Raw genomic sequence first — 21,151 nt, 5'->3', positions numbered from 1 at the left:
ATGGGGCCGGAAGCCATGAGAGGCTGGGCGAGTTTGGCCGCTCAAGCTCCGCCCATGCCCCGCCGGTCGGATCTGCGTCGCATCCTGCTGCTGGGCTCCGGGCCGATCGTGATCGGCCAGGCCTGTGAATTCGACTACTCCGGCACCCAGGCCTGCAAGGCCCTGCGGGACGAAGGGTTCGAAGTGGTGCTGGTGAACAGCAACCCCGCCTCGATCATGACCGATCCGGACATGGCGGATCGCACCTACATCGAGCCGCTCACCCCCGAGCTGGTGGCGCGGATCATCGCCCTCGAGCGCCCGGACGCCCTGCTGCCCACCATGGGGGGCCAGACCGCCCTGAACCTGGCCGTCAGCCTGGCCGAGGACGGCACCCTGGAGCGCTTCGGCGTGGAGCTGATCGGGGCGAATCTCGAAGCGATCCGCATGGCGGAGGACCGCCTGCTCTTCAAGCAGGCGATGGAGCGCATCGGGGTGGCGGTCTGTCCGTCCGGCATCGCCTCCACCCCGGAGGAGGCCGAGGCGGTCGGGGAGCAGATCGGAGGCTATCCCCGCATCATCCGGCCCGCCTTCACCCTCGGGGGCTCCGGCGGCGGCATCGCCTACAACCCCGAGGAATTCCGCGCCTTCTGCAAGAGCGGCCTGGAGGCCAGCCCGGTCCGCCAGATCCTGATCGAGCAGTCGCTGATCGGCTGGAAGGAGTTCGAGCTGGAGGTGATGCGCGACAGCGCTGACAACGTGGTGATCGTGTGCTCGATCGAGAACCTCGATCCGATGGGGGTGCACACCGGCGATTCGATCACCGTGGCCCCCGCCCAGACCCTCACCGACCGCGAGTACCAGCGGCTGCGCGACCAGTCGATCGCGATCATCCGCGAGATCGGTGTGGACACCGGCGGCAGCAACATCCAGTTCGCGATCAACCCCGCCAACGGCGATGTGGTGGTGATCGAGATGAACCCGCGGGTGAGCCGCTCCTCGGCGCTGGCGTCGAAGGCCACGGGCTTCCCGATCGCCAAGATCGCCGCCCGCCTGGCGGTGGGCTACACCCTCGACGAGATCGTCAACGACATCACCGGGGCCACGCCGGCCTGCTTCGAGCCCACGATCGATTACGTGGTCACCAAGATTCCCCGCTTCGCCTTCGAGAAGTTCCGCGGCAGCCCGGCCGTGCTGAGCACCTCAATGAAGTCGGTGGGGGAGGCGATGGCGATCGGCCGCTGCTTTGAGGAATCCTTCCAGAAGGCGGTGCGTTCGCTCGAAACCGGCCACGCTGGCTGGGGCTGCGACCGGCCCGACGAGCCCATCGAGCCCACCGATCTCGATCGGCTGCTGCGCACCCCGTCGCCCGATCGGATCTTCGCGGTGCGCGCCGCCATGGTGGCGGGCCGGGGCGATGGGGAGATCCACCGGCTGAGCGCCATCGATCCCTGGTTCCTGGCCAAGCTGCGCCGCCTGATTGAGGCCGAGGTGACCCTGCTCCAGAACAGGACTCTGGACCAACTGGGCGCGGCGTCCCTGCTGGAGCTCAAGCAACTGGGCTTCTCCGACCGCCAGATCGCCTGGGCCACCGGATCCGACGAGCTCACGGTGCGGAGGACCCGCCAGGGGCTGGGGGTGAATGCCCTGTTCAAGACGGTGGACACCTGCGCGGCCGAATTCGCCTCCACCACTCCTTATCACTACGCCACCTACGAGCGCCCCCTGGAGCGGATCGGCGCCGATGGCGTCCCCATCCCTCTGTCGCCCCAGGATGAGGTTCAGCCCGAGGGACGCCGCAAGGTGATGATTCTCGGCGGGGGACCGAACCGGATCGGCCAAGGCATCGAGTTCGACTACTGCTGCTGCCACGCCTCCTTCGCCCTGCGGGCCGAGGGTTTCGCCACGGTGATGGTGAACAGCAATCCGGAAACCGTCTCCACCGACTACGACACCAGCGACCGGCTCTATTTCGAGCCCCTCACCCTCGAGGACGTGCTCAATGTGATCGAGGCGGAGCGACCAGAAGGGGTGATCGTGCAGTTCGGTGGCCAGACCCCCCTGAAGCTGGCCCTGCCCCTGCTGCGCTGGCTGGCCACGCCGGAGGGGCTGGCCAGCGGTACCCGTCTCTGGGGAACCTCGCCCGAGTCGATCGATCAGGCCGAGGACCGGGAGCAGTTCGAGGCGATCCTGCGCCGTCTGGACATCCGCCAGCCCCGCAACGGTCTCGCCCGCAGCCAGGCCGAGGCCCGGGTCGTGGCGGCTCGGGTGGGCTACCCCGTGGTGGTGCGCCCCAGCTATGTGCTGGGGGGACGGGCCATGGAGGTGGTGTTCGACGAGGAGGAGCTCAACCGCTACATGCTTGAGGCGGTCCAGGTGGAGCCCGACCATCCGGTGCTGATCGATCAGTACCTCGAGAACGCCATCGAGGTGGATGTGGATGCGCTGGCCGACCGGGAGGGCCGGGTGGTGATCGGAGGCCTGATGGAGCACATCGAGCCCGCCGGCATCCATTCCGGCGACTCGGCCTGCTGTCTGCCGGCGGTGTCCCTCAGCGGGTCGTCGTTGGCGACGATTCGCCGCTGGAGCGAAGCCCTGGCCCTGGCGCTGAAGGTGACTGGCCTGATCAATCTCCAGTTCGCCGTCCAGGTCGACCCCGACGAGGGGGAGCGGGTGTTCATCATCGAGGCCAATCCCCGCGCCTCGCGCACGGTGCCGTTCGTGGCCAAGGCCACCGGCGTGCCGCTGGCCAAGATCGCCAGTCAGCTGATGGCGGGCCGCACCCTGGGCGACCTGGGGCTGACGGAGGAACCCAGACCCCCGCTGCAGAACATCAAGGAAGCGGTGCTGCCCTTCCGGCGCTTCCCTGGATCCGACACGTTGCTGGGTCCGGAGATGCGCTCCACCGGGGAGGTGATGGGCTCGGCCGACAGCTTCGGCATGGCCTACGCCAAGGCTGAGATCGCGGCCGGGGAGAGCCTCCCCACCGGCGGCACGGTGTTTCTCTCCACCCACGACCGCGACAAGCCCTCCCTGCTGCCGGTTGCCCGCCGCCTGGCGGAGCTGGGCCTGGCCCTGGTCGCCACCAGCGGCACGGCCGCGGCGCTCCGCCGGGGGGGCTTGGAGGTGGAGGACATCCTTAAGGTGCATGAGGGACGTCCCAACATCGAGGATGCGATCCGCTCCGGCCGCATTCAGCTGATCATCAACACCCCGATCGGGCGTCAGGCCGCCTTCGATGACACCTACCTGCGCCGGGCCGCCCTCGACTACGCCGTGCCCACCGTGACCACCGTGGCCGGGGCCCATGCCGCGGTGGAAGCCATCGCCACGCTCCAGACCCGAAAACTCACGGTGGCCGCCCTCCAGGACATCCATGCCCGGGGCCCTCGTTAGGGTGAGCGGACCGCGCTCCCACCGGCCTTGACCAGCACCGCCCCCCGTTCAGCCCCCCTTTCAGCGACCGCCGCCCCCATCGCCCCGGGCACCGACCTGCGGGATCGCTTCCGTGCCGCCTATGAGAACCGCTACACCTGGGAGCCCGGCTTCGCCGGCTACCGAGGCCGCTGCATCTGGCTGGCGGGCGAGCGCCAGGTGGCCGGTTCCTTCCGGGTGGGGCCCGACCTCAAGGCGAGTCTGGAGGGCATCGAGGATGAGGACGCCTCCAAGGCCCTGGCCAGCCAGCTCTGGGAGGTCTGCATCCACCGGGTGCGCCGCAGCTTCGAGCAGACCCACGGAGCCAACACCTTCACGGCCGGTGATACCGACGCCGTGGGTGTGGAGGTGATCGTGGGGGGCAAGAACGCGGGCGATCGCTACCGCATCGCCAACGACGTGGTGACGATGGTGCACCGTCAGATCCATGGCACTGTGGTGACGATCTTCACCGGCAGCACCACCGACACCGGGGCCGGCTACCTCAGCCACACCTACACCAGTCAGTACAGCGATCCCGCCACCGGCGCCGCCCGAGGCGGCCCCAGCTTCTTCACCGACACCTTCGTGCCCCTCGCTGGCCAGGGCCCCTGGGTACTGGTGGAGCGGCTGATCGAAACCCAGGCCACCGAAGGAGCGGAAGACGCGGCTGGAGTCGCCGCCGACCCGAGCCGCCAGACGTTCCGCTTCGAGGATCTTCAGGCGCTCTGAGCGGCGCGCTGGTGCGGTGCCGGTGGGCGGGCTTCAGAGCCCATCGGGCAGCGGCGGAATCGCCTTCAGCCGTTCATTGAGCTGGAAGGCCATCGATTGCCGCCCCACCGCGAGCACCTTGAGCGTGTCCTCGTAGAGCCGCAGCTGGGCATCGGCCACCTGCATGCCCCGCACCAGTTCCTTCACGTCGTCGGGAAGGGCATTGAGCTCATAGCGCTTGCCCTCGAAGGTGAGCACCGGGGGTTGGGAGGGAGTAGCCGTCAAAGTTGCAACCGTGTCGTCGCCGACAGGTTACGGCGCCTGGGCGGCCGAGCTGGCCGGGGGCAGCTTGGCGGGAGCCGGCCGCAGCGGCCGCTTGAAGAAGAACATCAGCAGGGGGCCCACCTGGGCCGCTTCCACCAGCTCCCAGCCCTGGCGCCCCAGCAGGTTGAGGTAATACTGCAGCTGCTCGGCGGGATGGCGCGGCGGGGGTGGTCCGCCATAGAGATCGGGGAATTCCCGGGCGATGAACTCCGGACTGAGGACCCCCTGCAGCCGCTGGCTGGCCATCCGGGGATCGGGGGGCACGGGCGGGGAACTGTTCTCCACGTTGATGTGGATGACCCGGTACTCCCACAGGGTCATGTCGGCCATGGCCGCAGCGCGCGAGGGACGGTCACAGGTCAGGCGGCCACCCGGATCAGCTGACGCTCGCAGAGCTCGCGGTAGCGACCGGGACGGGCCATCAGCTGATCATGGCTGCCCCGCTCCACAATGCGACCCCCATCGAGGACCAGGATCTGGTCGGCCCCCTGCACCGTGGCCAGCCGGTGGGCGATCACCAGCACGGTGCGGCCCTCCATCGCCCGCCTCAGGCCCTGCTGTACGGCGTCCTCCGCCTCGGCGTCCAGGGCGCTGGTGGCCTCATCGAGCAGGAGCACGGCTGGATCACCCAGTACGGCACGGGCGATGGCGAGCCGTTGCAACTGACCTCCTGAAAAATTGCTGCCCCGCTCCTCGACGCGTGAAGCGTAGCCATGGGGGAGCTCCTCGATGAATCCGGCCGCGTTGGCCAGCCGTGCCGCTTCCCGCACCTGCTCGGTGCTGGCGTTGCGACCGAACCGGATCGCCTCCTCCACCGTGCCGGAGAAAACGCTGCTCTGCTGGGGAACGAGGGCCACCGCCCGGCGCAGGTCCCTGGCCCTGAGGCTGGCCAGGTCCTGGCCGTCGAGCAGCACCTGGCCGCTCTGGGCGGTGTTGAAGCGCAGCAGCAGGGAGAACAGGGTGCTCTTGCCGCCCCCGGAAGGGCCGACCAGGGCCACCAGCTGTCCGGGTCGGGCGGCCAGATCGAGGCCGCGCAGCACCGGTTGGCAGGGATCGTAGCCGAACCACACATCGCTGAGCCGGAGGTCTCCCCTGACCGGTCCGAGCGGCTGGGCATCGCTGCGGTCCGGACGTTCCACCGGCTCCCGCTCGATCTCGCCCAACCGCTTCAGCGAGGCCTGGCCCTGCTGGAACTCGTTGTAGTTGGTGGTGAGATGGGAGATCGGATCGATCAGCATCAGCAGGGCGGCCACGTAGGAACTGAAGCCCTGGCTGTCGAGGCCGCCGGCCTGGATGCGGGCGGCTCCGATCAGCAGCACCGAGAGAATGCCGGCCGCCTCGATGAAACCCACCACCGGATGCTGCAGGGCCAGCAGGCTCAAGGTGCGGTACCGGGCCCGCCGGTGCAGGTCGATCTCCTGCTCGAAGCGCTGCTGGAGCCAGTCCTCGGCGGCGAAGGCCCGCACCAGGGGCAGCCCGCCGATCGCCTCTCCCAGCAGCCCGGCCAGCTCGCTCACCTGTTTCTGGCTGCGTTCGGCCGCCCCCATCACCCGGGCACCGAAGCCACTCACCAGCACGGCCACCACCGGGGCGAGCAGCAGGGTGGCCATGGACAGCTTCCAGTCGAGAAAGACCATGTAGCCGAACACCACGACGAGCTGGAGCAGGCTGGGGGTGCTGTCCTGGATCGTCTTGTAGATCACCTCTCCGACCCGGTCGGCGTCCTCGGTGAGCCGGTAGGTCAGATCACCGGCGGAGAGCGTTTCCAGGGCGCTGAACTCCAGGCGTTGCAGCCGGGCGAACAGCCGGCTGCGCAGGGCCTGACTCACCTGGAGTGCCGGAGCCGCCAGCAGTGTGTCCTGGCCGAACTGGGCGCACTTCTGCACCAGAAACACCCCGAGGGCCAGCGCGATCACCCGGAGCACTTCAGGGAAATCGCCGGCCCCGATCGCCGGGATCAGCCGGCCGGCCAACCAGGCCAGCAGGGGCCAGCAGGCCACGAAGACCAGCATGCAGGCCCCCCCGGCCAGGAGCCTGGGGCGATGGGGCCTCAGCAGCGGCAACAACCCGCGGAAGCCGGCCGAAGGGGGTGCGAGCATCGGCGAACCCTATCAGCGCCTCCAGGGCGCCTCCCACCGGTGCGGCTGGATCAATTCCTCAAATGGCAGGGACTGGTGAGCACGGGCGGCGAGGCCAAGGTCCGGGTCCAGCAGGGGGAGGTGCGGGTCGATGGTGCGGTGGAGCGGCGACGGGGCCGCCAGCTGGTCGGTGGCGAGCGTGTCGAGCTGGGTGGCCGGAGTCTGACGGTCCCCACAGCCACCTAGGTTGATGGGCACGACTCAGGGAGGCAGTCCGTTGCGCAAGGCCGTGATCGCGGGCAACTGGAAGATGCACATGACCTGCGCCCAGGCGCGGGACTATGCGGCTGACTTCCTGCCACGGGTGCAGCAGTTGCCCCCCGATCGTGTCGTCGTTCTGGCCCCTCCCTTCACCGCCATGGAAGCCCTGGGGGAGGCCATCGCCGGAAGTGGGCTCAAGCTCTCCGCCCAGAATGTCCACTGGGATCTCGAGGGCGCCTACACCGGCATGATCTCCGCCCCGATGCTCCTGGAACATGGGGCCACCCACGCCATCGTGGGCCACAGTGAGCCCCGCAAGTACTACAGCGAAACCGATGAACAGATCAATCTGCGGGCCCGGGCGGCCCAGAAAGCCGGACTGATCCCGATTCTCTGCGTCGGCGAAAGTGACTCCCAGCGGGAGGCCGGGGAGGCCGAACGGGTGATTCGCCGTCAGGTGGATCAGGGGCTCGACGGCCTCGACCCCACAAGACTGGTGGTGGCCTATGAACCGATCTGGGCCATCGGTACCGGCAAGACCTGCGGGGCTGAAGAGGCGAACCGCATCTGCGGACTGATCCGCGGGTGGGTTGGCCATGACGATGTGGTGATTCAGTACGGAGGCTCGGTCAAAGCCAACAACATCGACCTGCTCATGGCACAACCCCAGATCGACGGGGTGCTGGTGGGCGGTGCCTCCCTCGATCCGGAAGGATTCGCCCGGATCGCCAATTATCACGTCCCGGTAGCCGTGTGATCGTCTCGCGATGACGGGGGCGCCCGGTGCGGCTGAACCGCCGGCACTGCCACCCAGGGCTGAACGATCCTTCAGATCGTGTTATCCTCAATCAGCTTTCGATCGGCGATGCTCCAAGAAGTCATTCACATTATTGATGACTACTGCCAAGATAATGATATTTTCTATGATGAGTCTCTTTCTGCAAGAACTAATCTGATTGCCGATCTGGGCCTGACTTCGGTCGACTTTGTCTCTCTCTTTCAGAAGTGTCAGACTCTCACCACCGAACGCTTGTCCTTCATCAAGCTGGTCATGCCGGTCGAAGGTCAGTATGTTGCTGACCTGAGTATTGGCCAGCTCAGTGACTATGTCGAGCAGGAGGTGGCAGCCGCCTCTGCTGCCATTTCGACACCCGCTTCATCGTCTGATCAGCCGCAGCAACCAGCTGACGACAGGAAGTATCAGCGCTCCCTATTCGGTCCTTCAGAGTTTGAACAGTTCAAATCACTGATCCAGAAACCAACGTTTTCGGATCCCGAACCCATCCGCACCGGCTATCAGCTGGCCTTTGTCCTCTCTTCTCCACGATCCGGATCCACCCTGCTTCAGCGGATGCTGGATCAGCACCCGGATATTGAATCCCCGGAAGAATTGCACCTTCTGCATTATGACACCTATGCGCAGCGGAACGAGGCCCTGAATCAGCCTGAAACCAGGCATCTGCTCGGGGGAACCGCTCGGCTTCGCGCCAAGATCAACGGAATCTCCCTGGATGATTCCAACCAGCGAGAGATTGACTATATCGCCAGGGAAGAGCCCATCTTAAATTTCTTCACGGAAATCGAGGATGGGTTCAGCAAAGCTTACCTGGTTGACAACACGCCTTCCTATGCCTATAGCAAGCAAACATTGGAGCGGATTTCCGCCCAGTTTCCGGAGGCACGCTTCATCTATCTTGGGCGTCACCCCTCGGCGGTGCTGAAGTCACTGATTGACTCCCAGCTCCAGGAAATTATTCCATTCGCGCGCCGCTACGAAGGCGATTCCACAACCATCCCCGAGATGATCTGGGCGCTCTGTCATCAGAATATTCAATCCATTCTTCCTGGGATTGATGATGCTCGGCTGCATTATGTCAGTTATGAAGACCTGGTTACAAGCCCAGAGCAGACCATGGGGGCGCTCCTTTCCTTCCTTCAACTCCCCTACCACGCCAGCTGTGCCAATCCCTATGGCGGGGATCAGACCCATCAGATCGAAACGAACGCGTATGCGGGTGACCTTAAATTCTTCCTCGAAAATCGGATAGTGAATGATCGAGCCGATATCTGGAAGTCATTTCCAGCGCTCCATTCGCTCTCAGATGTGAGTCAAGCTCTCATGGGCAACATCCCCAGTTATCAGGCCTGATCGATGACAACTGCCATCTGTACCAAAGTCCAGCCGGCTCCTGTCTGTGCCAATGGCTTTGGCGATCCCTATAACGCCTACGCCTACTCTGCGGCCGTATTCAAAGGCGCCATGTACATTGGCACGGGCCGCGCCAATCTGGTCTTTCTACGCTTCGGCATGCCCAATGTCCACATCGACATGTGGCCAGTGCCGATTGAGTACAAGAATTACGAGCAGGCCTTCGAAGATAACGTATCGGCGGCAGAGATCTGGTGTTTCCGACCGGATTCACCCGCACCCACGCGAGTTCATCAAGCTGATTGGTTTCTTCCGGAGATCGGGACTCCGTTTCGGCGCCATTATGGATACCGGAGCATGTGCACCTTTAAAGAGGGCTCCACCGATAAGGCTCTGTATGTTGCTTCCACATCCAGATCACGGGGGGACGGACCCGATCTGATGGTCACCTACGACGGGCATCAGTTTGAGCGACTGCCTAAACCCAGTATAATTTCAGCTTTTTCATCCAACGAAATCACCCTCACCTCGATACGCTCCCTACTCCAGTATGAAGAACTCTTGGTCACCACCATTACAGGTGCCTCCAATGGCAATGTGAACGGAGCTGGAATCACCACGATCTTTGCAACAGATGATCCAACAACGGGAGAATGGTTCTCCATTAATGGAGAGGGCCTGGGAACGTTCCCTGAAGTCGTTGTTGTTTATGAACTTTGCATCCATCAAGGTCTGCTTTATGCTGGAACGGGTGGCATCAACGGATTCCAATTGTGGAGAGGAAAGCGAACAGGAAAGTTTGCTTTTGATTGGGAGATGGTTGTCAAAGATGGTGGTGGTCGTGGTGCGCTGAATCAAGGAATTATCTCCCTATGTAGTCATCGAGGCTATCTATATGTCGGTACAGGTATTCAAAATGGTGGGCATGATCGGACTAATAATGTCGGCCCTGCGGCGGCTGAAGTGCTGCGGCTTGCCCCGAATGATGACCTCGAGCTGGTCTGTGCGAACCCGAGGGATGGCCTGCTCCCACTGAGTGGACGCGGTCCTGGCTTTGGTAACTACTTTAATGCCTATATCTGGAAGATTGTCAGTATTGATGATCGTCTCTATCTCGGCACCATGGATTGGTCAATCTTCGGCCTCTGGGCACTGCGGGAAGAGCGAAAAACCAGATTTGGACGACTTCTGGATTGGGATAGCATGCAAGTCTTTCTGTCGTCCTATGGGGGGTCTGAACTCTGGTCTTCAACAGATGGAGTTGATTGGAATTGCAGGACCCATAATGGCTTTGATAACATCTATAATTTTGGGATCAGAAACATTATTAACTGGAATAGCAAGGTTCATGTCTGTACGGCCAATCCATTCGGACCTAAAGTGCTGACTCGCACATCAGATTCGGATCGAGGTGAATATCGTATAAATCCTAAGAGTGGATGTCAAATCATATCCCTCTAGTTGGGCTTTCTTGGTTTGTGCTTCCCTGGGGCAAGGCGATAGCCTGATCCAGGGTGGCCAGCTCTGGCCTTTGTTAACTTATGATGATCTGCGCTCATCTTTTGTATTCCCAGCAAATCCTCCCAGTTTCTTGGCTGCGATGGGTCCAATGGGCAGCAACTTTTCAAAATTGGAAAACAACTTCATCGCAGAGGATGTCAAACTCAGCTGTCTCTCCGCTTCCTTGGTTGAAATCTCATTGAGATGGTCAATATCTTCGGCTGAGATTTGATGGAATTTGTTGGGAAGCAGATTCAGTTGATTGACCATTTCGACGTGAAGTGATTGATCGACTTCACTCTCGGGATTGTCCATGTCTGTGATTCAGATCATCTGATTGAAGCTTAGCTGAGGCGGCAGGCTTGAATGGGGGTTTGCACACCGATTCTGCCGCTCGCCCGTTGATCCTGGATGGGCGGCAGGCCAGCCACGGTTCGTGTCGTTCACGTTTTGGAGGATGTGGAGGCTGATCAGGTGCCGTTCAGTTGGGACTAAACGTGGGGGCATGGTAGCGTATTCAATGAAATCCATCATAGGTTCTGTCATTCAGTGATGTTGAAGCAGGCTTTATTCAGCCCTATTCACAGATCTCTGAACGACCCAATATCTGGCCGTCAAAAGCTTGGCACATCCAGATGTCAGCTTGATGAATGAACTGTTGAAACGAATCCCAGCGGCCCCATGGCACGATCTCCCCAACCGGACCATCCCCCTGCGGCCCATCGGCAAAATGGCCGATGGGCATCGACGCTGCCTCTCCTGGCCATCCTCCTGGTGCTGGAGACCATGCTTTCCGGTTGCGCCATGGCTCGATCGTTCCGGCGCCGCATGCAGGGCGAGAGGCCATCGACAGCCTCCCGACCGGTCAATGTGTCGACTAGTGGGAACACCTATTCACCCCTGATCCCGGGCGCTCCGGCCGGAAGCAATACGCTGGACATCTTTGCTTGCACGAAGACGACCAAGGGCAACTGTCCAACGCTGGTTTATGTTCACGGCGGATCCCTGATGCGTGGGGATAAACGGAGTGTCGGCTCCATGCCGACGTTCTTCAATCGCCATGGAGTCTGTCTGGTCTCAGTTAACTATCCGGTGTACGGGCGACCCGTGGAGGGATTGATCGAGCAGCAGATGGACTCCCTGGTTGCAGCGACGGCTTGGCTGAAGACGAATCTGAGTACAACCAATCCCGCCTGCAGCATGAACAGGGCTGCCATGCTGGGTCATTCGGCAGGAGCCTATCTGGCAGCGTTGACAGCCACCAGCCCGAAGTACCGGTCAACAGCTGATGCCTATCAACAGTTCATTCTCAATGATTCCAACTGGTACACAGGTAAAGTATCTCGTTATAGGCAGAGCTTGGCCGTGATCTTTGGAACCGGTGCTAATAAGGATCAGAGGTCTCTTCTATCTGAGTGGGTTCCTGCTCAACTCGTGAAGAACGCCTGTCCAAGCAGACCCTCTCCAACTGAGGTGTTGATTATGTATTCCAATCAGCGACCTGGGAAACAGCAGGCGGAAATCAAATCGTTTGCCACTACGCTTAATCAATGCCCTGCATTTCAGGCCTCGCTTTCCGGCCATTCATTTGATCACAAGCGTATTCACACCAGTATTGGTGAGCCAGGAAGTTCAACGGGTGCTGCCATCCTCGCGTTTCTGAACGAATGATCCGCCCCAGTACAGGCTTCTGCCCTCACCACAACAGCCCCCATCCATCCTGCTGACGCTCCATGGAGTGATGGGTCGGATCCTTACGGCTCCCGTGGGCTCGGCCTGAACTCGTAATTGGGTCTGGCCTGGATGATGGGATGTCGTACAGACGAGTTCAGCATCATTGAGGGGTGGCTGTCGCCAGGGACCCCCCTTGTGCGCAAATCCAGGTATGGCTTTCTTCCGACATACTCATGCTAGTGTCATATGAGTGACTTGGCTTCTATGCAGGGCTACGCAATTGTAGGCATGGCTTGCAGGTATCCCGGAATTACCGATACTTCATCGTACTGGAAGGCATTGGTGAAAGGAGAGTCTCTTCTAAAGGAGATGACTGATTCTTGGGCTAACCTCTACTACAATAAAAATCAGGACAGATCTAACCCGCGCGAATCATACTCCACAATTTATACAAAAAAATACGGATCGATTGCCGAAAATAGTTGGATTGATTCCCTTCGGTTTGCCTTTCCTCCCAATCTCGTCGAGGGAGATCCATCCCAGTATCTTTGCCTTCAGGTGGCTGCTGAGGCTGTGGCCGATGGCCTCAGAGGCCGGGAGCCAGCCTGGATTCCCCATGAGCGAACTGGGGTTGTGGTCGGTATGGGTGACCACCCCCATCGCGGCATTGTCGGTGCGTTGATGAATGGAATGATCATGGAACATTTCATCGATGTTCTTGCTGATTCCGCCGGCGCTTCCCTGAGTGGTGATCGCCGTAAACAACTCCGCTCCCTGCTGTCGTCAACCTATGAACTGGTGGCCGATCCGGCGATCACCCCCAACCTGATCTCCAATGTCGTTTCGGGTACCATCGCCAACCGTCTTGGTCTGCTTGGTCCCAATTATCTTGTTGATGGTGCTTGCACTTCAGGCATGATTGCCGTGGATCACGCGATCAAGCAGCTGGATACCGGTGATGCTGATCTGATGTTGGTTGGTGGAGTTCAGGCCACCATGAATTTTCCGATCTATCAACTTTTCTGCACGATCAATGCGTTGTCAGAAGAAGGAATCTTCCCCATGTCGAAAACGGCATCTGGAACACTGCTATCCGAGGGTGTCGGCTTCATTGCGCTCAAGCGTTTGGAAGATGCCGTTCAATCTGGCGATACGATCTATTCGGTGATTCGTTCCGTTGCTCTGGCCAGCGATGGCAAGGGAGAAGGTCTGTTGGCACCGAATCGCCAGGGGCAGATCGCAGCGATGAAACGGGCCTACGAAAAATGTGAGATCAAGCCTTCGGACGTTTCTTTGGTGGAGGTGCATGCAACTGGCATTCCGCATGGAGACAACACTGAACTTTCGTCCATGTTGGAGGTCTTTGCTGATTGTCATCGAGGCCTGTCCACGATTGCTATTGGATCGATTAAATCCTTGATTGGTCACACGATTCCAGCTTCCGGTGTTGCCAGTCTGATCAAGATCTCGCTGGCACTACAGAACAAATTGATCCCCCCATCGATCTGTCCAGATCCTCTGGAGGCGGTTTCTGACCACTCCACTCCTTTTTACATTAACCGCTCACTGCGTCGCTGGTTTCATTCTTCCGCCAAGCCCAGGATTGCCGCCATCAACTCATTTGGGTTTGGTGGTATCAATGGTCATTTGTTAATTCAGGAGCATGTGGGCCTGCACCAGCCTTGCTCCGCTCCTTCCATCCTGTTTCCCTATCCCAGGTTGGCCCCACAGCCGCATCAGGAGACCGAAGAAACCGTCCTTAGCACGGATTCATCGGGGCGGACCTATCGAGGTCTGTTGCAGTATCGACATCAGGGTTACAGCACCACGGGCCGAGCCATCTTTCTGGCGGCATCCTCACGATCTGAGTTGGAGCAGCTGATCACACAGGTGGAGGTGGAGGCGATCAATCGGGCCGTGATGTTCCGATCTCCGTCGGGCCAGAGCGGAAGCTCCGAGCTGCCGATCAGGCTTGTGATCTTCGCGGCCTCGCTCAGCAAGCTTGGTGAGGGCCTCCGAGACGCGACGGCCTGGCTGGCGGGAGATTCATCCGCAGCGACCCATCGCGGGCGTCACTTCATCTATTCGGAATCGGCCAGACCACGAGGCAAGATCGCCTTTCTTGTTCCGGGTGAAGGTGTGCAGGCTCCTGAGATGCTCAGTGATCTAACAAATAATATTGACCTTTTTTCGTATTGGTATAATTTTATGGATGAGGCCCTGGAGCGTGATATTCCTCTGGGTTTGGTTACCTGCATGCCGAACTCTGATCTGAGTTGTGCTAAGGCGGCAAATTCCCGGCGCATTGAGCTTCTGTATGCCCAGGATTCGGCCACCCAGATCATTGCCGCTTGCTTGATGTCGTTCTATGAGATTGCCTCTCGTATCGGACTTAGCCCTGATCAGATTGTTGGCCATAGCCAGGGTGAATCGAATGCAGTGATGCTTTCAGGCAGCTTGGCAACGATGCGAAATGAAGAAGACCTGAAAACCCGAGTCAAGCAAATCCATGAATTCTTCTCTCAGGCCGATTCCATTGATGAATTTCCAGAGGGTTCAACTTTTGCCATCTCAGGCCTGAGTACAGGTCAACTCAAGGAAATTCTGGAGCGGCGTTCGGAATGGTCGCTGATTTCTGACAACTGCCGCTCCCAGCGGGTCGTGTTTTCTGAGGCGGCTTTCAGCAAGGATCTCGAAGAGCAGGTTCTGGCCGCCGGTGGATCCCTGTTGCCGACACCGCTGACCCGCCCCTACCACACACGATACTTTCAGCAGGGGGCCGAAACCCACCGAAGACTCTATCGGGAGTATCCCCACTCGATTCAGTTTGAACCGCATCATGCTGCTGTTTACAGCTGCCTGACGACCGAACCCTATCCCAACGACCTGGATGAGGGTACCCGGATTTTTATCGACCAATGGCTTCACCCAGTTCGCTACGAAGAGACTATTCGACGAATGTACGCTGATGGTGCCAGGTACTTCATCGAACTTGGCCCAAATACCACCTTGACGAGCTATACCAAGGAAGCTCTTTCTGACTGCCCAGATGTGGTGGCGGTTTCGCTCGGAACTTCCCGCAAAGACAGCACAACAGCCTTTCTCCAGTCAGTCGCAACGCTGTGGACCTCTGGCCTCGACCTGGATCTTCCTGCTCTTGATTCACTCTTTATCGAACGCTATCGAACTGGATTGACCACGGTGACTCGACCGAAAACCGCTGTTTCGGTTCTCTCAGAGATTCCCCAGTACAACTCCGCCGGCCTCAAAGACTTTTTGGCCTCCCTGCAACCCGATGCCGAAGCCGAGCTCAGCTTGGGCCCTCCAACTCCCCCGTCCAACGGAGTTCTCCCCCAGGCCCCTGTCGCCGCGAAGGCTTCTCCCCCCATGGAGCCCACTCCCATCCCCACCGCTGCCCCTGCTGCCGCGGCCACGCAGGAGGATCCCGGCCTGGGCTATCACCTCCTGCTGGAGCACAGCCGATCGATCCTGACCATTCTTGCCAGTGCAGATGCCACCTCACAGCAGATCTTCAACCAGGTGGACTGACGAATGCCCTTGATGCTGGTGCAGGCAGCTGACCCCCTGCTATGCCGGCATCTGTCCAGACAATTCCTATCCAGCGAGGAGCAGCGGCAGCTTGCCGGTTTACGACACTCGTTGCGGGCCGCTGATTTTGTCACCAGCCGATTGATCAGTAAGTTGCTGCTCCACCGCTGGTTCCAGCTGGATCAGATCTCAGCTTCTGACCTTGAACTCCGGGGGGCGCCGGGTACTCCACCGTCGCTCTACCTCCATCAGCAGCCCCTGATCGATCTGCATGCCTCGGTGTCCCATTCCCGTGGTCTGGTCCTGGTCGGTGTTCGATCGGGGGCACCCTTTGGAGTCGATATCGAGCATGCCGCTGGCCATGACTGGACCGCAATTTTCAATTACATGGGTTGGCCCCTTCCTGCGGCGGCTCCAGTTGTGTCCTTCGAGCTCAGGTGTTGCTGTGTCTGGACCATCTATGAAGCTGGTTTCAAACTTTTTGCCGGCTCGCTCCCCCATGGCGGGTTTCAACTTCACACCATGAGCTTCCCTGCTGCAGCTGATCCTTCCCTGGGGCACCGTCCATTTGCGTTCGAAGCGGCCTTCCCGGGCCGGCGGTTCTCTGGAGTGGGTCTGGTGGCCGAGGCCTGGACGATGGCGGTGGCGCTCGAAGCGCCGGTTGCCTGAGCGCACACGGCTCGCCAGCCATCGTCTGACAGGAGCAAAGCGGATCAGAGCAGATCCGCCATGGCCCCCGCTGGATGTTCCGCGGCGGGCCGTTCCCCCAGCAGGCTGAAGTCAGCGAAGTCGAACCCGGGGCCCACGCAGCAGTGCACCAGAGTCCAGTTCCCCCGGCTGCGGGCGGCCTGCCACCAACCGGCCGGGATCCGGGCGACGCTCTCGATTCCCGGCTCGTCCCGATCGGCTGGACCGAGGAGGGTGCGCTTCGCCCGACCACCCTGGGGATTCAGGGCCCAGAGCTCCAGGGGATCGCCAGCGGCATGCAACCAGATTTCATCACTGCCGTTGAGCCTGTGCCAACGGCTGACGGCGTCGCGGCCGAGGAGATAGGCGATCAGCGTGAGTCCATTCCGCGAGGCCCCATCGGTACACCTCCGAATCTCCAGCGTGGATCGATGCAGCTCCCGATACCAGCCCCCTTCCGGGTGGGGTATCAGTTGGAGCCGTTCGATCAGGTGGTCCGGGGTGCATTCCATGGGTCGATGCGTGCGTTGATCGGTGCGGCGCGCCCGGGGCGGGACACTAGCCGGGAGTCCTCGACCAGCCGGGGCCAGACCCCTCTCCGCCTGTTCAGCCCATGGATCACCAGCATCCTGTCTCCCCGGCCCAGCGACGCGCAGGCGCGAGGCATGCCTTCCGCTGGAGCATCCTGCTCAACGTGCTGCTGACGGCGCTGCAGCTGGTGATCGGCTTCAGCTTCGGCTCCCTGGCCCTGATCGGCGACGCCGTTCACAATCTCGGTGACGTGGCCGGTCTCACCTTCGGGTGGAGCGCCGAGCGCCTCAGCCGGCGTCCGCCGACCCAGCGGTTCACCTACGGCCTTGGCCGGAGCACCCAGCTGGCCTCCCTGGCCAATGCGGTGCTGATCCTGATGGCGGCAGCGGTGGTTACCGTTGAGGCGATCCAGCGCCTCTGGGCTCCGGTGCCCATGGTCAGCGCTCCGGTGGCCTGGGCAGCGGCGGCCGGCATCGTCGTGAACCTGCTGTCGGCTCGCCTGTTCGGCGACGATCATCACCACGACCTGAACCGCCGGGCCGCCGTCATTCACCTGCTCACCGATGCGGCGGTTTCGGTGGCAGTTCTCGTCAGTGCCCTCCTGGTGGGTCTCACCGGCTGGAGCTGGCTGGATCCGCTCACGGCGATCGGGGTGGGTCTGGTGGTGGCCTGGAGTGGCTGGGGGTTGTTGCGGGAGGCCACCCTCGTGGCCCTCGACGGCGTGCCCCGGTCCGTCGATCTGGATCGGGTCGAGCAGACGCTCCTGTCCCTTCCCGGGGTGGTGGGAGTCCATCATCTCCACGTCTGGGGGATGAGCACTTCTCGGGTGGCCCTCACGGCTCAACTGGCGCGCCGGGCCTCCGAGACGGATGACCGTGCCCTGCTCAATCAGGTCAGCGAACGCCTGGCTGGGCTCGGCATCGTCCACTGCACGATCCAGCTGGAGCCCGCCGACTTCGGTGGGGCATCCTGTCCCCGCTGAGGGGCCTTCCCGTCGCGGAGCCTCCCTTGGCTCCGCCCCCGTGGCGCGTACCATCGAGGCATGAACGAACACGACGACACGATCCAGAGTCCAGGAGCTTCCCTGGAGCCGTCTGGGGTGACCGGACCCACCTGCCCCCTCCACCGCGATGAGCCCTGGGCGTCCGGCCAGCGGCGCCGTTATCTAGCGTCCCTCGGCCCGTCGCGCCCGAGCGTCTGATCCTCCCGGCCCGCTCCGGGTCCGGTCATCCCGCTGGGGGCTGGAAGAAGCCGATCGAGGCCAGCCACCATCCCAGCAAGGCCAGAGGGAAGAAGACCGCCCCGGCGATCTGCCATGGCACCTGGCGGGCGGTTTGGTCTGTCGGGGCCATGGGCGGAAATCGCTGGCAGGGGTGAACCTAGGCGGCTTGCCTGAGGCGATGCTGATTCCATAGTGTTCCCTAGGAGGATCGCCGTGCCACTCCCCGATGGAGCCGAGCTGCTTAGCCGCGAGCGCCGCTGCCGCCCGAACGGTTCCGGCATCGATCCCGCCGATCTGATCGGACACTGGCAGTTGACGGCCACCTGGCCCCGCAACGGCGATCGCCCCGCCCGGCTCGCCGGCACCCTGCTGCAGGCCCTGGGAGCACGCCTGAGTCTCACCGCCGGCGCGACGGCGCAGGAGCTGCAGCTCGCCAACAGGGTGGGGCTCGGCGCCCTCGAACTCCGCTTCGTGGGCCGGGCCCGCCTGGAGGGTCGACGGCCCCTGCTCCTGTTCCGGTTCGACCGGCTCCTCCTTCGGCTCGGATCCCTCACCCTGCTGGAGAAACCGCTCGCCCAGCCCCTGGACTTCGCCCGGCAGCGTCCCGGAGAGCTGCCCTTTTTCGCCCTGATCGCCTGCGAGCGGGACGGCCATCGCTCCGAAGGCCAGGGCGTGGACTGGCTGGCGGCCCGCGGCCGCGGAGGCGGTCTGGCGTTGTGGTGCCGTGATGGGGCGCCACGGCCTGGAGCCGCTACCTTGCCGGCAGCCGTGAACGGCCTTCCCTGAAACCGCTGCTGCAGGTCCTGTTCGTCACCTGGTTGCTGTTCCGCTGCCTGGACTGCATCGGCTGGATCCGCACCCGGCTCACCCAGGACCGGCTGGCGTCGGAGTTCACCCGGGAACTGCGTCGCCGGGGCCAGTGAGAGGATCGGCCACCGCCGCAGCCCCTGCCATGCCTGCCCCGAATGCCTACGCCCTGCCCGGCCTGGTCACCGTTCTGGCGCTGCTGGTCACCCAGGCCACGGCCTTGGTGGTGGGCCGCTCGCGCCAGCGCCACGGGGTGATGCCCCCCCAGATGGGCGGCCCACCAGCTTTCGAGCGGGCCCTGAGGGTTCAGCAGAACACCCTGGAGCAGGTGGTCATCATGCTGCCGGCCCTCTGGGTGGCGGTGATGGTCTCGAACCCGCTGGCGGCTTCCCTGGTCGGGGCGATCTGGGTGGTGGGCCGCATCGCCTACGCGGTCGGGTATCTGCAGGCGGCCGAGCAGAGGACGGTGGGATTTGTGCTCAGCTTCCTGGCGAGCACGGTCCTGCTGGTGATGGCCCTGGTCGGCAGCGTGGTCCGGCTGCTCTGAGCACGCACAATGGGTCGGCATCCCCGCCCGCGTCCATGCTCCCGCCCCTCCGCACCCGCCTGCGGGGACGTCAGCTGCTGGGGGATCCCGGCCTCAACAAAGGAACGGCCTTCAGCCGCGCCGAACGCGAGGCCCTCGGCCTGGAGGGGCTCCTGCCCCATGCGGTCGAGAGCCTCGACACCCAGGTCGCCCGGGTCTGGGCCGCCTACGAGTCCCTGCCGAGCCCGCTGGAGCGGTTCCGCTTTGCCCGGGCTCTGCGCCAGGCCAACACCACCCTGTTCCACCGCTTTCTGGCCGATCACATCGACGCGGTGCTGCCGATCGTGTACACCCCCACCGTCGGGGAGATGATCCAGCGGTTCAGCCTCGATTACCGCAGTCCCACCGGTGGGGTCTACCTGGCCGCGCCCGATCAGGAGCGACTCGCCGCCATCCTGCGCCAGGTGGTGCCCGGCCCGGTGGACCTGATCCTGGTCACCGATGCCCAGGGCATCCTGGGCATCGGTGACCAGGGCATCGGTGGCATCGAGATCTGCTTCGGCAAGCTGGCCGTCTACACCCTCTGCGCCGGCCTGGATCCCCAGCGGGTGCTGCCGGTGGTGCTGGATGTGGGCACCGATCGCCAGGAGCTTCTGGCCGATCCCCTCTATCCGGGCTGGCGCCAGCCCCGCCTGGCCGGGGACGCCTACGATCGCTTCATGGCCCGGCTGGTCGAGGCGGTGCAGCGGGTGTTCCCCTCGGCGCTCCTCCACTGGGAGGACTTCGGAGCCGGCCACGCCCACCAGCTCTTGGCCACCTATCGGGAGCAACTGCCCAGTTTCAACGACGACATCCAGGGCACCCGCGGCGTGGCCTGCGCGGCGGTGCTGGCGGCCTCCCGCGGCGCCGACCTGCCCCTGGTGGATCACCGCATCGTCGTCTTCGGCGCCGGCACGGCCGGCTGCGGCATCGCTGAAGGTCTTGTGCGGCTGCTGAGCCGGGCCGGCCTCCCCGCCCAGGAGGCCCGACGGCGGATCTGGGCGATCGATCGCCGGGGCCTGGTCGCTCAGGGCCACTCGGATTCACTTCCCTGTGCGGCCGCCTTTGCCCGTCCGTCCGAGGAGATGGGGGCGTTCGAGCCGGACGGGGCCGGACGCATCGGCCTGCTGGAGGTGGTGAAGCAGGTGCATCCCACCGTGCTGATCGGGACCTCCACGGTGGCCGGTGCGTTCGATCGGGCGGTGGTGGAGGCGATGGCGGCGGGGGTGGAGCGGCCGATCATCCTGCCGCTCTCCAATCCCACGGCCCTGGCAGAAGCCACGCCCACCGATCTGCTCGCCTGGACCGGTGGGCGGGCCCTGGTGGCCAGTGGCAGCCCGTTCGCTCCGGTGCGGGTCCGTGGCGTCCATCGCCGCATCGGCCAGTGCAACAACTGCTTCCTCTTTCCCGGTCTGGGATTCGCGGCGGTGGCCGTTGGTGCCAGCCGGGTGAGCGAGGCGATGATCGATGCGGGCCTGGAAGCCCTGGCCTCCAGGATCCCGGCGGCGAGCGATCCCGAGGCCCCCCTGATGCCCGACCTCTCCGACGTGCGCTCCGTCTCGAGGGCGGTGGCGGTGGCCGTGGCGCTGGCTGCGGTGGCGGAAGGGGTGGCCCGTCTGGCCACGACGCCGGAGCAGGCGATCGAGCGGCTGGATCAGGCCACCTGGCATCCGCGCTACCGGCCGGTGGAGGCCATCTGA

General features: G+C 62.8%; 19 protein-coding genes. 13 read left to right on the top strand and 6 right to left on the bottom strand.

Annotation, left to right across the window (positions count from 1 at the left end; genetic code table 11):
• Positions 1 to 54 precede the first annotated feature (54 nt).
• Both carB and ACWJI7_RS05355 read left to right on the top strand, forming a co-directional pair.
• Positions 55 to 3,375, top strand: coding sequence for a carbamoyl-phosphate synthase large subunit (gene carB, locus ACWJI7_RS05360; protein WP_479935944.1), 3,321 nt, complete (start codon positions 55 to 57; stop codon positions 3,373 to 3,375).
• Between the two features lie 27 nt (positions 3,376 to 3,402).
• Complete coding sequence (locus ACWJI7_RS05355; RefSeq protein ID WP_479935942.1) at positions 3,403 to 4,125, top strand: DUF3386 domain-containing protein; 723 nt, start codon at positions 3,403 to 3,405, stop codon at positions 4,123 to 4,125.
• A gap of 33 nt (positions 4,126 to 4,158) precedes the next feature.
• On the opposite strand, the gene ACWJI7_RS05350 is transcribed toward ACWJI7_RS05355, so the two are convergent.
• Genes ACWJI7_RS05350 through ACWJI7_RS05340 form a run of 3 tightly spaced genes read right to left on the bottom strand, consistent with a single transcriptional unit; the run spans position 4,159 to position 6,527 of the window.
• Positions 4,159 to 4,389 carry a DUF6447 family protein gene (locus ACWJI7_RS05350; RefSeq protein WP_479935940.1) on the bottom strand — a complete coding sequence of 77 codons (231 nt, stop codon included), beginning with the start codon at positions 4,387 to 4,389 and terminating at the stop codon, positions 4,159 to 4,161.
• Between the two features lie 27 nt (positions 4,390 to 4,416).
• A complete protein-coding gene (locus tag ACWJI7_RS05345; protein WP_479935938.1) occupies positions 4,417 to 4,749 on the bottom strand; it encodes a hypothetical protein in 333 nt (110 codons plus the stop codon).
• Positions 4,750 to 4,787: 38 nt separating this feature from the next.
• Entirely contained in the window at positions 4,788 to 6,527 is a 1,740-nt protein-coding gene (locus ACWJI7_RS05340; RefSeq protein ID WP_479935936.1) for an ABC transporter ATP-binding protein, read from the bottom strand.
• A gap of 39 nt (positions 6,528 to 6,566) precedes the next feature.
• Here ACWJI7_RS05340 and ACWJI7_RS05335 point away from each other — a divergent pair, with 39 nt between their 5' ends.
• The 4 genes from ACWJI7_RS05335 to ACWJI7_RS05320 all read left to right on the top strand — a co-directional run bounded on the left by ACWJI7_RS05335 (position 6,567) and on the right by ACWJI7_RS05320 (position 10,377).
• Positions 6,567 to 6,752 (top strand): RNA-binding S4 domain-containing protein, encoded by a 186-nt coding sequence (locus ACWJI7_RS05335; protein ID WP_479935934.1) that lies wholly within the window; start codon positions 6,567 to 6,569, stop codon positions 6,750 to 6,752.
• 31 nt (positions 6,753 to 6,783) lie between these two features.
• Positions 6,784 to 7,524: a triose-phosphate isomerase gene (gene tpiA / locus ACWJI7_RS05330; protein WP_479936023.1), complete on the top strand. Its 741-nt coding sequence runs from the start codon at positions 6,784 to 6,786 to the stop codon at positions 7,522 to 7,524.
• 108 nt (positions 7,525 to 7,632) lie between these two features.
• Entirely contained in the window at positions 7,633 to 8,916 is a 1,284-nt protein-coding gene (locus tag ACWJI7_RS05325; RefSeq protein ID WP_479935932.1) for a sulfotransferase family protein, read from the top strand.
• Positions 8,917 to 8,919: 3 nt separating this feature from the next.
• Positions 8,920 to 10,377 carry a hypothetical protein gene (locus tag ACWJI7_RS05320; protein ID WP_479935930.1) on the top strand — a complete coding sequence of 486 codons (1,458 nt, stop codon included), beginning with the start codon at positions 8,920 to 8,922 and terminating at the stop codon, positions 10,375 to 10,377.
• A gap of 78 nt (positions 10,378 to 10,455) precedes the next feature.
• Here ACWJI7_RS05320 and ACWJI7_RS05315 read toward each other — a convergent pair whose 3' ends face one another.
• A complete protein-coding gene (locus ACWJI7_RS05315) occupies positions 10,456 to 10,731 on the bottom strand; it encodes a hypothetical protein (protein WP_479935928.1) in 276 nt (91 codons plus the stop codon).
• A gap of 459 nt (positions 10,732 to 11,190) precedes the next feature.
• On the opposite strand from ACWJI7_RS05315, the gene ACWJI7_RS05310 reads away from it, so the two are divergent.
• The 3 genes from ACWJI7_RS05310 to ACWJI7_RS05300 all read left to right on the top strand — a co-directional run bounded on the left by ACWJI7_RS05310 (position 11,191) and on the right by ACWJI7_RS05300 (position 16,308).
• Positions 11,191 to 12,087 (top strand): alpha/beta hydrolase, encoded by an 897-nt coding sequence (locus ACWJI7_RS05310; RefSeq protein ID WP_479935926.1) that lies wholly within the window; start codon positions 11,191 to 11,193, stop codon positions 12,085 to 12,087.
• Between the two features lie 249 nt (positions 12,088 to 12,336).
• Entirely contained in the window at positions 12,337 to 15,639 is a 3,303-nt protein-coding gene (locus ACWJI7_RS05305; RefSeq protein WP_479935924.1) for a beta-ketoacyl synthase N-terminal-like domain-containing protein, read from the top strand.
• A gap of 12 nt (positions 15,640 to 15,651) precedes the next feature.
• The gene (locus ACWJI7_RS05300; protein ID WP_479935922.1) at positions 15,652 to 16,308 is read left to right on the top strand and encodes a 4'-phosphopantetheinyl transferase family protein; all 657 of its coding nucleotides are present in this window, start codon (positions 15,652 to 15,654) and stop codon (positions 16,306 to 16,308) included.
• A 44-nt stretch (positions 16,309 to 16,352) separates the two neighbouring features.
• Here ACWJI7_RS05300 and ACWJI7_RS05295 read toward each other — a convergent pair whose 3' ends face one another.
• A complete protein-coding gene (locus ACWJI7_RS05295; RefSeq protein WP_479935920.1) occupies positions 16,353 to 16,838 on the bottom strand; it encodes a cupin domain-containing protein in 486 nt (161 codons plus the stop codon).
• A gap of 101 nt (positions 16,839 to 16,939) precedes the next feature.
• Between ACWJI7_RS05295 and ACWJI7_RS05290 the strand changes: the two genes are divergently transcribed.
• Positions 16,940 to 17,839, top strand: a complete 900-nt coding sequence (locus ACWJI7_RS05290; RefSeq protein WP_479935918.1) for a cation diffusion facilitator family transporter — start codon at positions 16,940 to 16,942, stop codon at positions 17,837 to 17,839.
• Between the two features lie 244 nt (positions 17,840 to 18,083).
• On the opposite strand, the gene ACWJI7_RS05285 is transcribed toward ACWJI7_RS05290, so the two are convergent.
• Positions 18,084 to 18,209, bottom strand: a complete 126-nt coding sequence (locus tag ACWJI7_RS05285) for a hypothetical protein (protein ID WP_479935916.1) — start codon at positions 18,207 to 18,209, stop codon at positions 18,084 to 18,086.
• An 83-nt stretch (positions 18,210 to 18,292) separates the two neighbouring features.
• On the opposite strand from ACWJI7_RS05285, the gene ACWJI7_RS05280 reads away from it, so the two are divergent.
• The 3 genes from ACWJI7_RS05280 (at position 18,293) to ACWJI7_RS05270 (ending at position 21,151) form a co-directional block, all read left to right on the top strand.
• On the top strand, positions 18,293 to 18,865 hold the full coding sequence (locus tag ACWJI7_RS05280) for a hypothetical protein (RefSeq protein ID WP_479935914.1): 573 nt from the start codon (positions 18,293 to 18,295) through the stop codon (positions 18,863 to 18,865).
• Between the two features lie 166 nt (positions 18,866 to 19,031).
• Positions 19,032 to 19,433: an MAPEG family protein gene (locus tag ACWJI7_RS05275; RefSeq protein ID WP_479935913.1), complete on the top strand. Its 402-nt coding sequence runs from the start codon at positions 19,032 to 19,034 to the stop codon at positions 19,431 to 19,433.
• 35 nt (positions 19,434 to 19,468) lie between these two features.
• Complete coding sequence (locus tag ACWJI7_RS05270) at positions 19,469 to 21,151, top strand: NAD-dependent malic enzyme (protein WP_479935911.1); 1,683 nt, start codon at positions 19,469 to 19,471, stop codon at positions 21,149 to 21,151.

The organism is Cryptocyanus atlanticus LEGE 06306 (genome assembly GCF_056633155.1).
The sequence above is the reverse complement of the archived record's forward strand: the minus strand, read 5'-3'. Positions and strand labels throughout refer to the sequence as shown.

What these genes read in the sequence shown, in the direction of transcription:
- carB (WP_479935944.1), top strand. Translation starts at nt 55, where the DNA reads ATGCCCCGCCGGTCGGATCTGCGTCGCATCCTGCTGCTGGGCTCCGGG.
- ACWJI7_RS05345 (WP_479935938.1), bottom strand. Translation starts at nt 4,749, where the DNA reads ATGACCCTGTGGGAGTACCGGGTCATCCACATCAACGTGGAGAACAGT.
- ACWJI7_RS05340 (WP_479935936.1), bottom strand. Translation starts at nt 6,527, where the DNA reads ATGCTCGCACCCCCTTCGGCCGGCTTCCGCGGGTTGTTGCCGCTGCTG.
- ACWJI7_RS05325 (WP_479935932.1), top strand. Translation starts at nt 7,633, where the DNA reads ATGCTCCAAGAAGTCATTCACATTATTGATGACTACTGCCAAGATAAT.
- ACWJI7_RS05320 (WP_479935930.1), top strand. Translation starts at nt 8,920, where the DNA reads ATGACAACTGCCATCTGTACCAAAGTCCAGCCGGCTCCTGTCTGTGCC.
- ACWJI7_RS05315 (WP_479935928.1), bottom strand. Translation starts at nt 10,731, where the DNA reads ATGGACAATCCCGAGAGTGAAGTCGATCAATCACTTCACGTCGAAATG.
- ACWJI7_RS05305 (WP_479935924.1), top strand. Translation starts at nt 12,337, where the DNA reads ATGAGTGACTTGGCTTCTATGCAGGGCTACGCAATTGTAGGCATGGCT.
- ACWJI7_RS05300 (WP_479935922.1), top strand. Translation starts at nt 15,652, where the DNA reads ATGCTGGTGCAGGCAGCTGACCCCCTGCTATGCCGGCATCTGTCCAGA.
- ACWJI7_RS05295 (WP_479935920.1), bottom strand. Translation starts at nt 16,838, where the DNA reads ATGGAATGCACCCCGGACCACCTGATCGAACGGCTCCAACTGATACCC.
- ACWJI7_RS05290 (WP_479935918.1), top strand. Translation starts at nt 16,940, where the DNA reads ATGGATCACCAGCATCCTGTCTCCCCGGCCCAGCGACGCGCAGGCGCG.
- ACWJI7_RS05285 (WP_479935916.1), bottom strand. Translation starts at nt 18,209, where the DNA reads ATGGCCCCGACAGACCAAACCGCCCGCCAGGTGCCATGGCAGATCGCC.
- ACWJI7_RS05275 (WP_479935913.1), top strand. Translation starts at nt 19,032, where the DNA reads ATGCCTGCCCCGAATGCCTACGCCCTGCCCGGCCTGGTCACCGTTCTG.
- ACWJI7_RS05270 (WP_479935911.1), top strand. Translation starts at nt 19,469, where the DNA reads ATGCTCCCGCCCCTCCGCACCCGCCTGCGGGGACGTCAGCTGCTGGGG.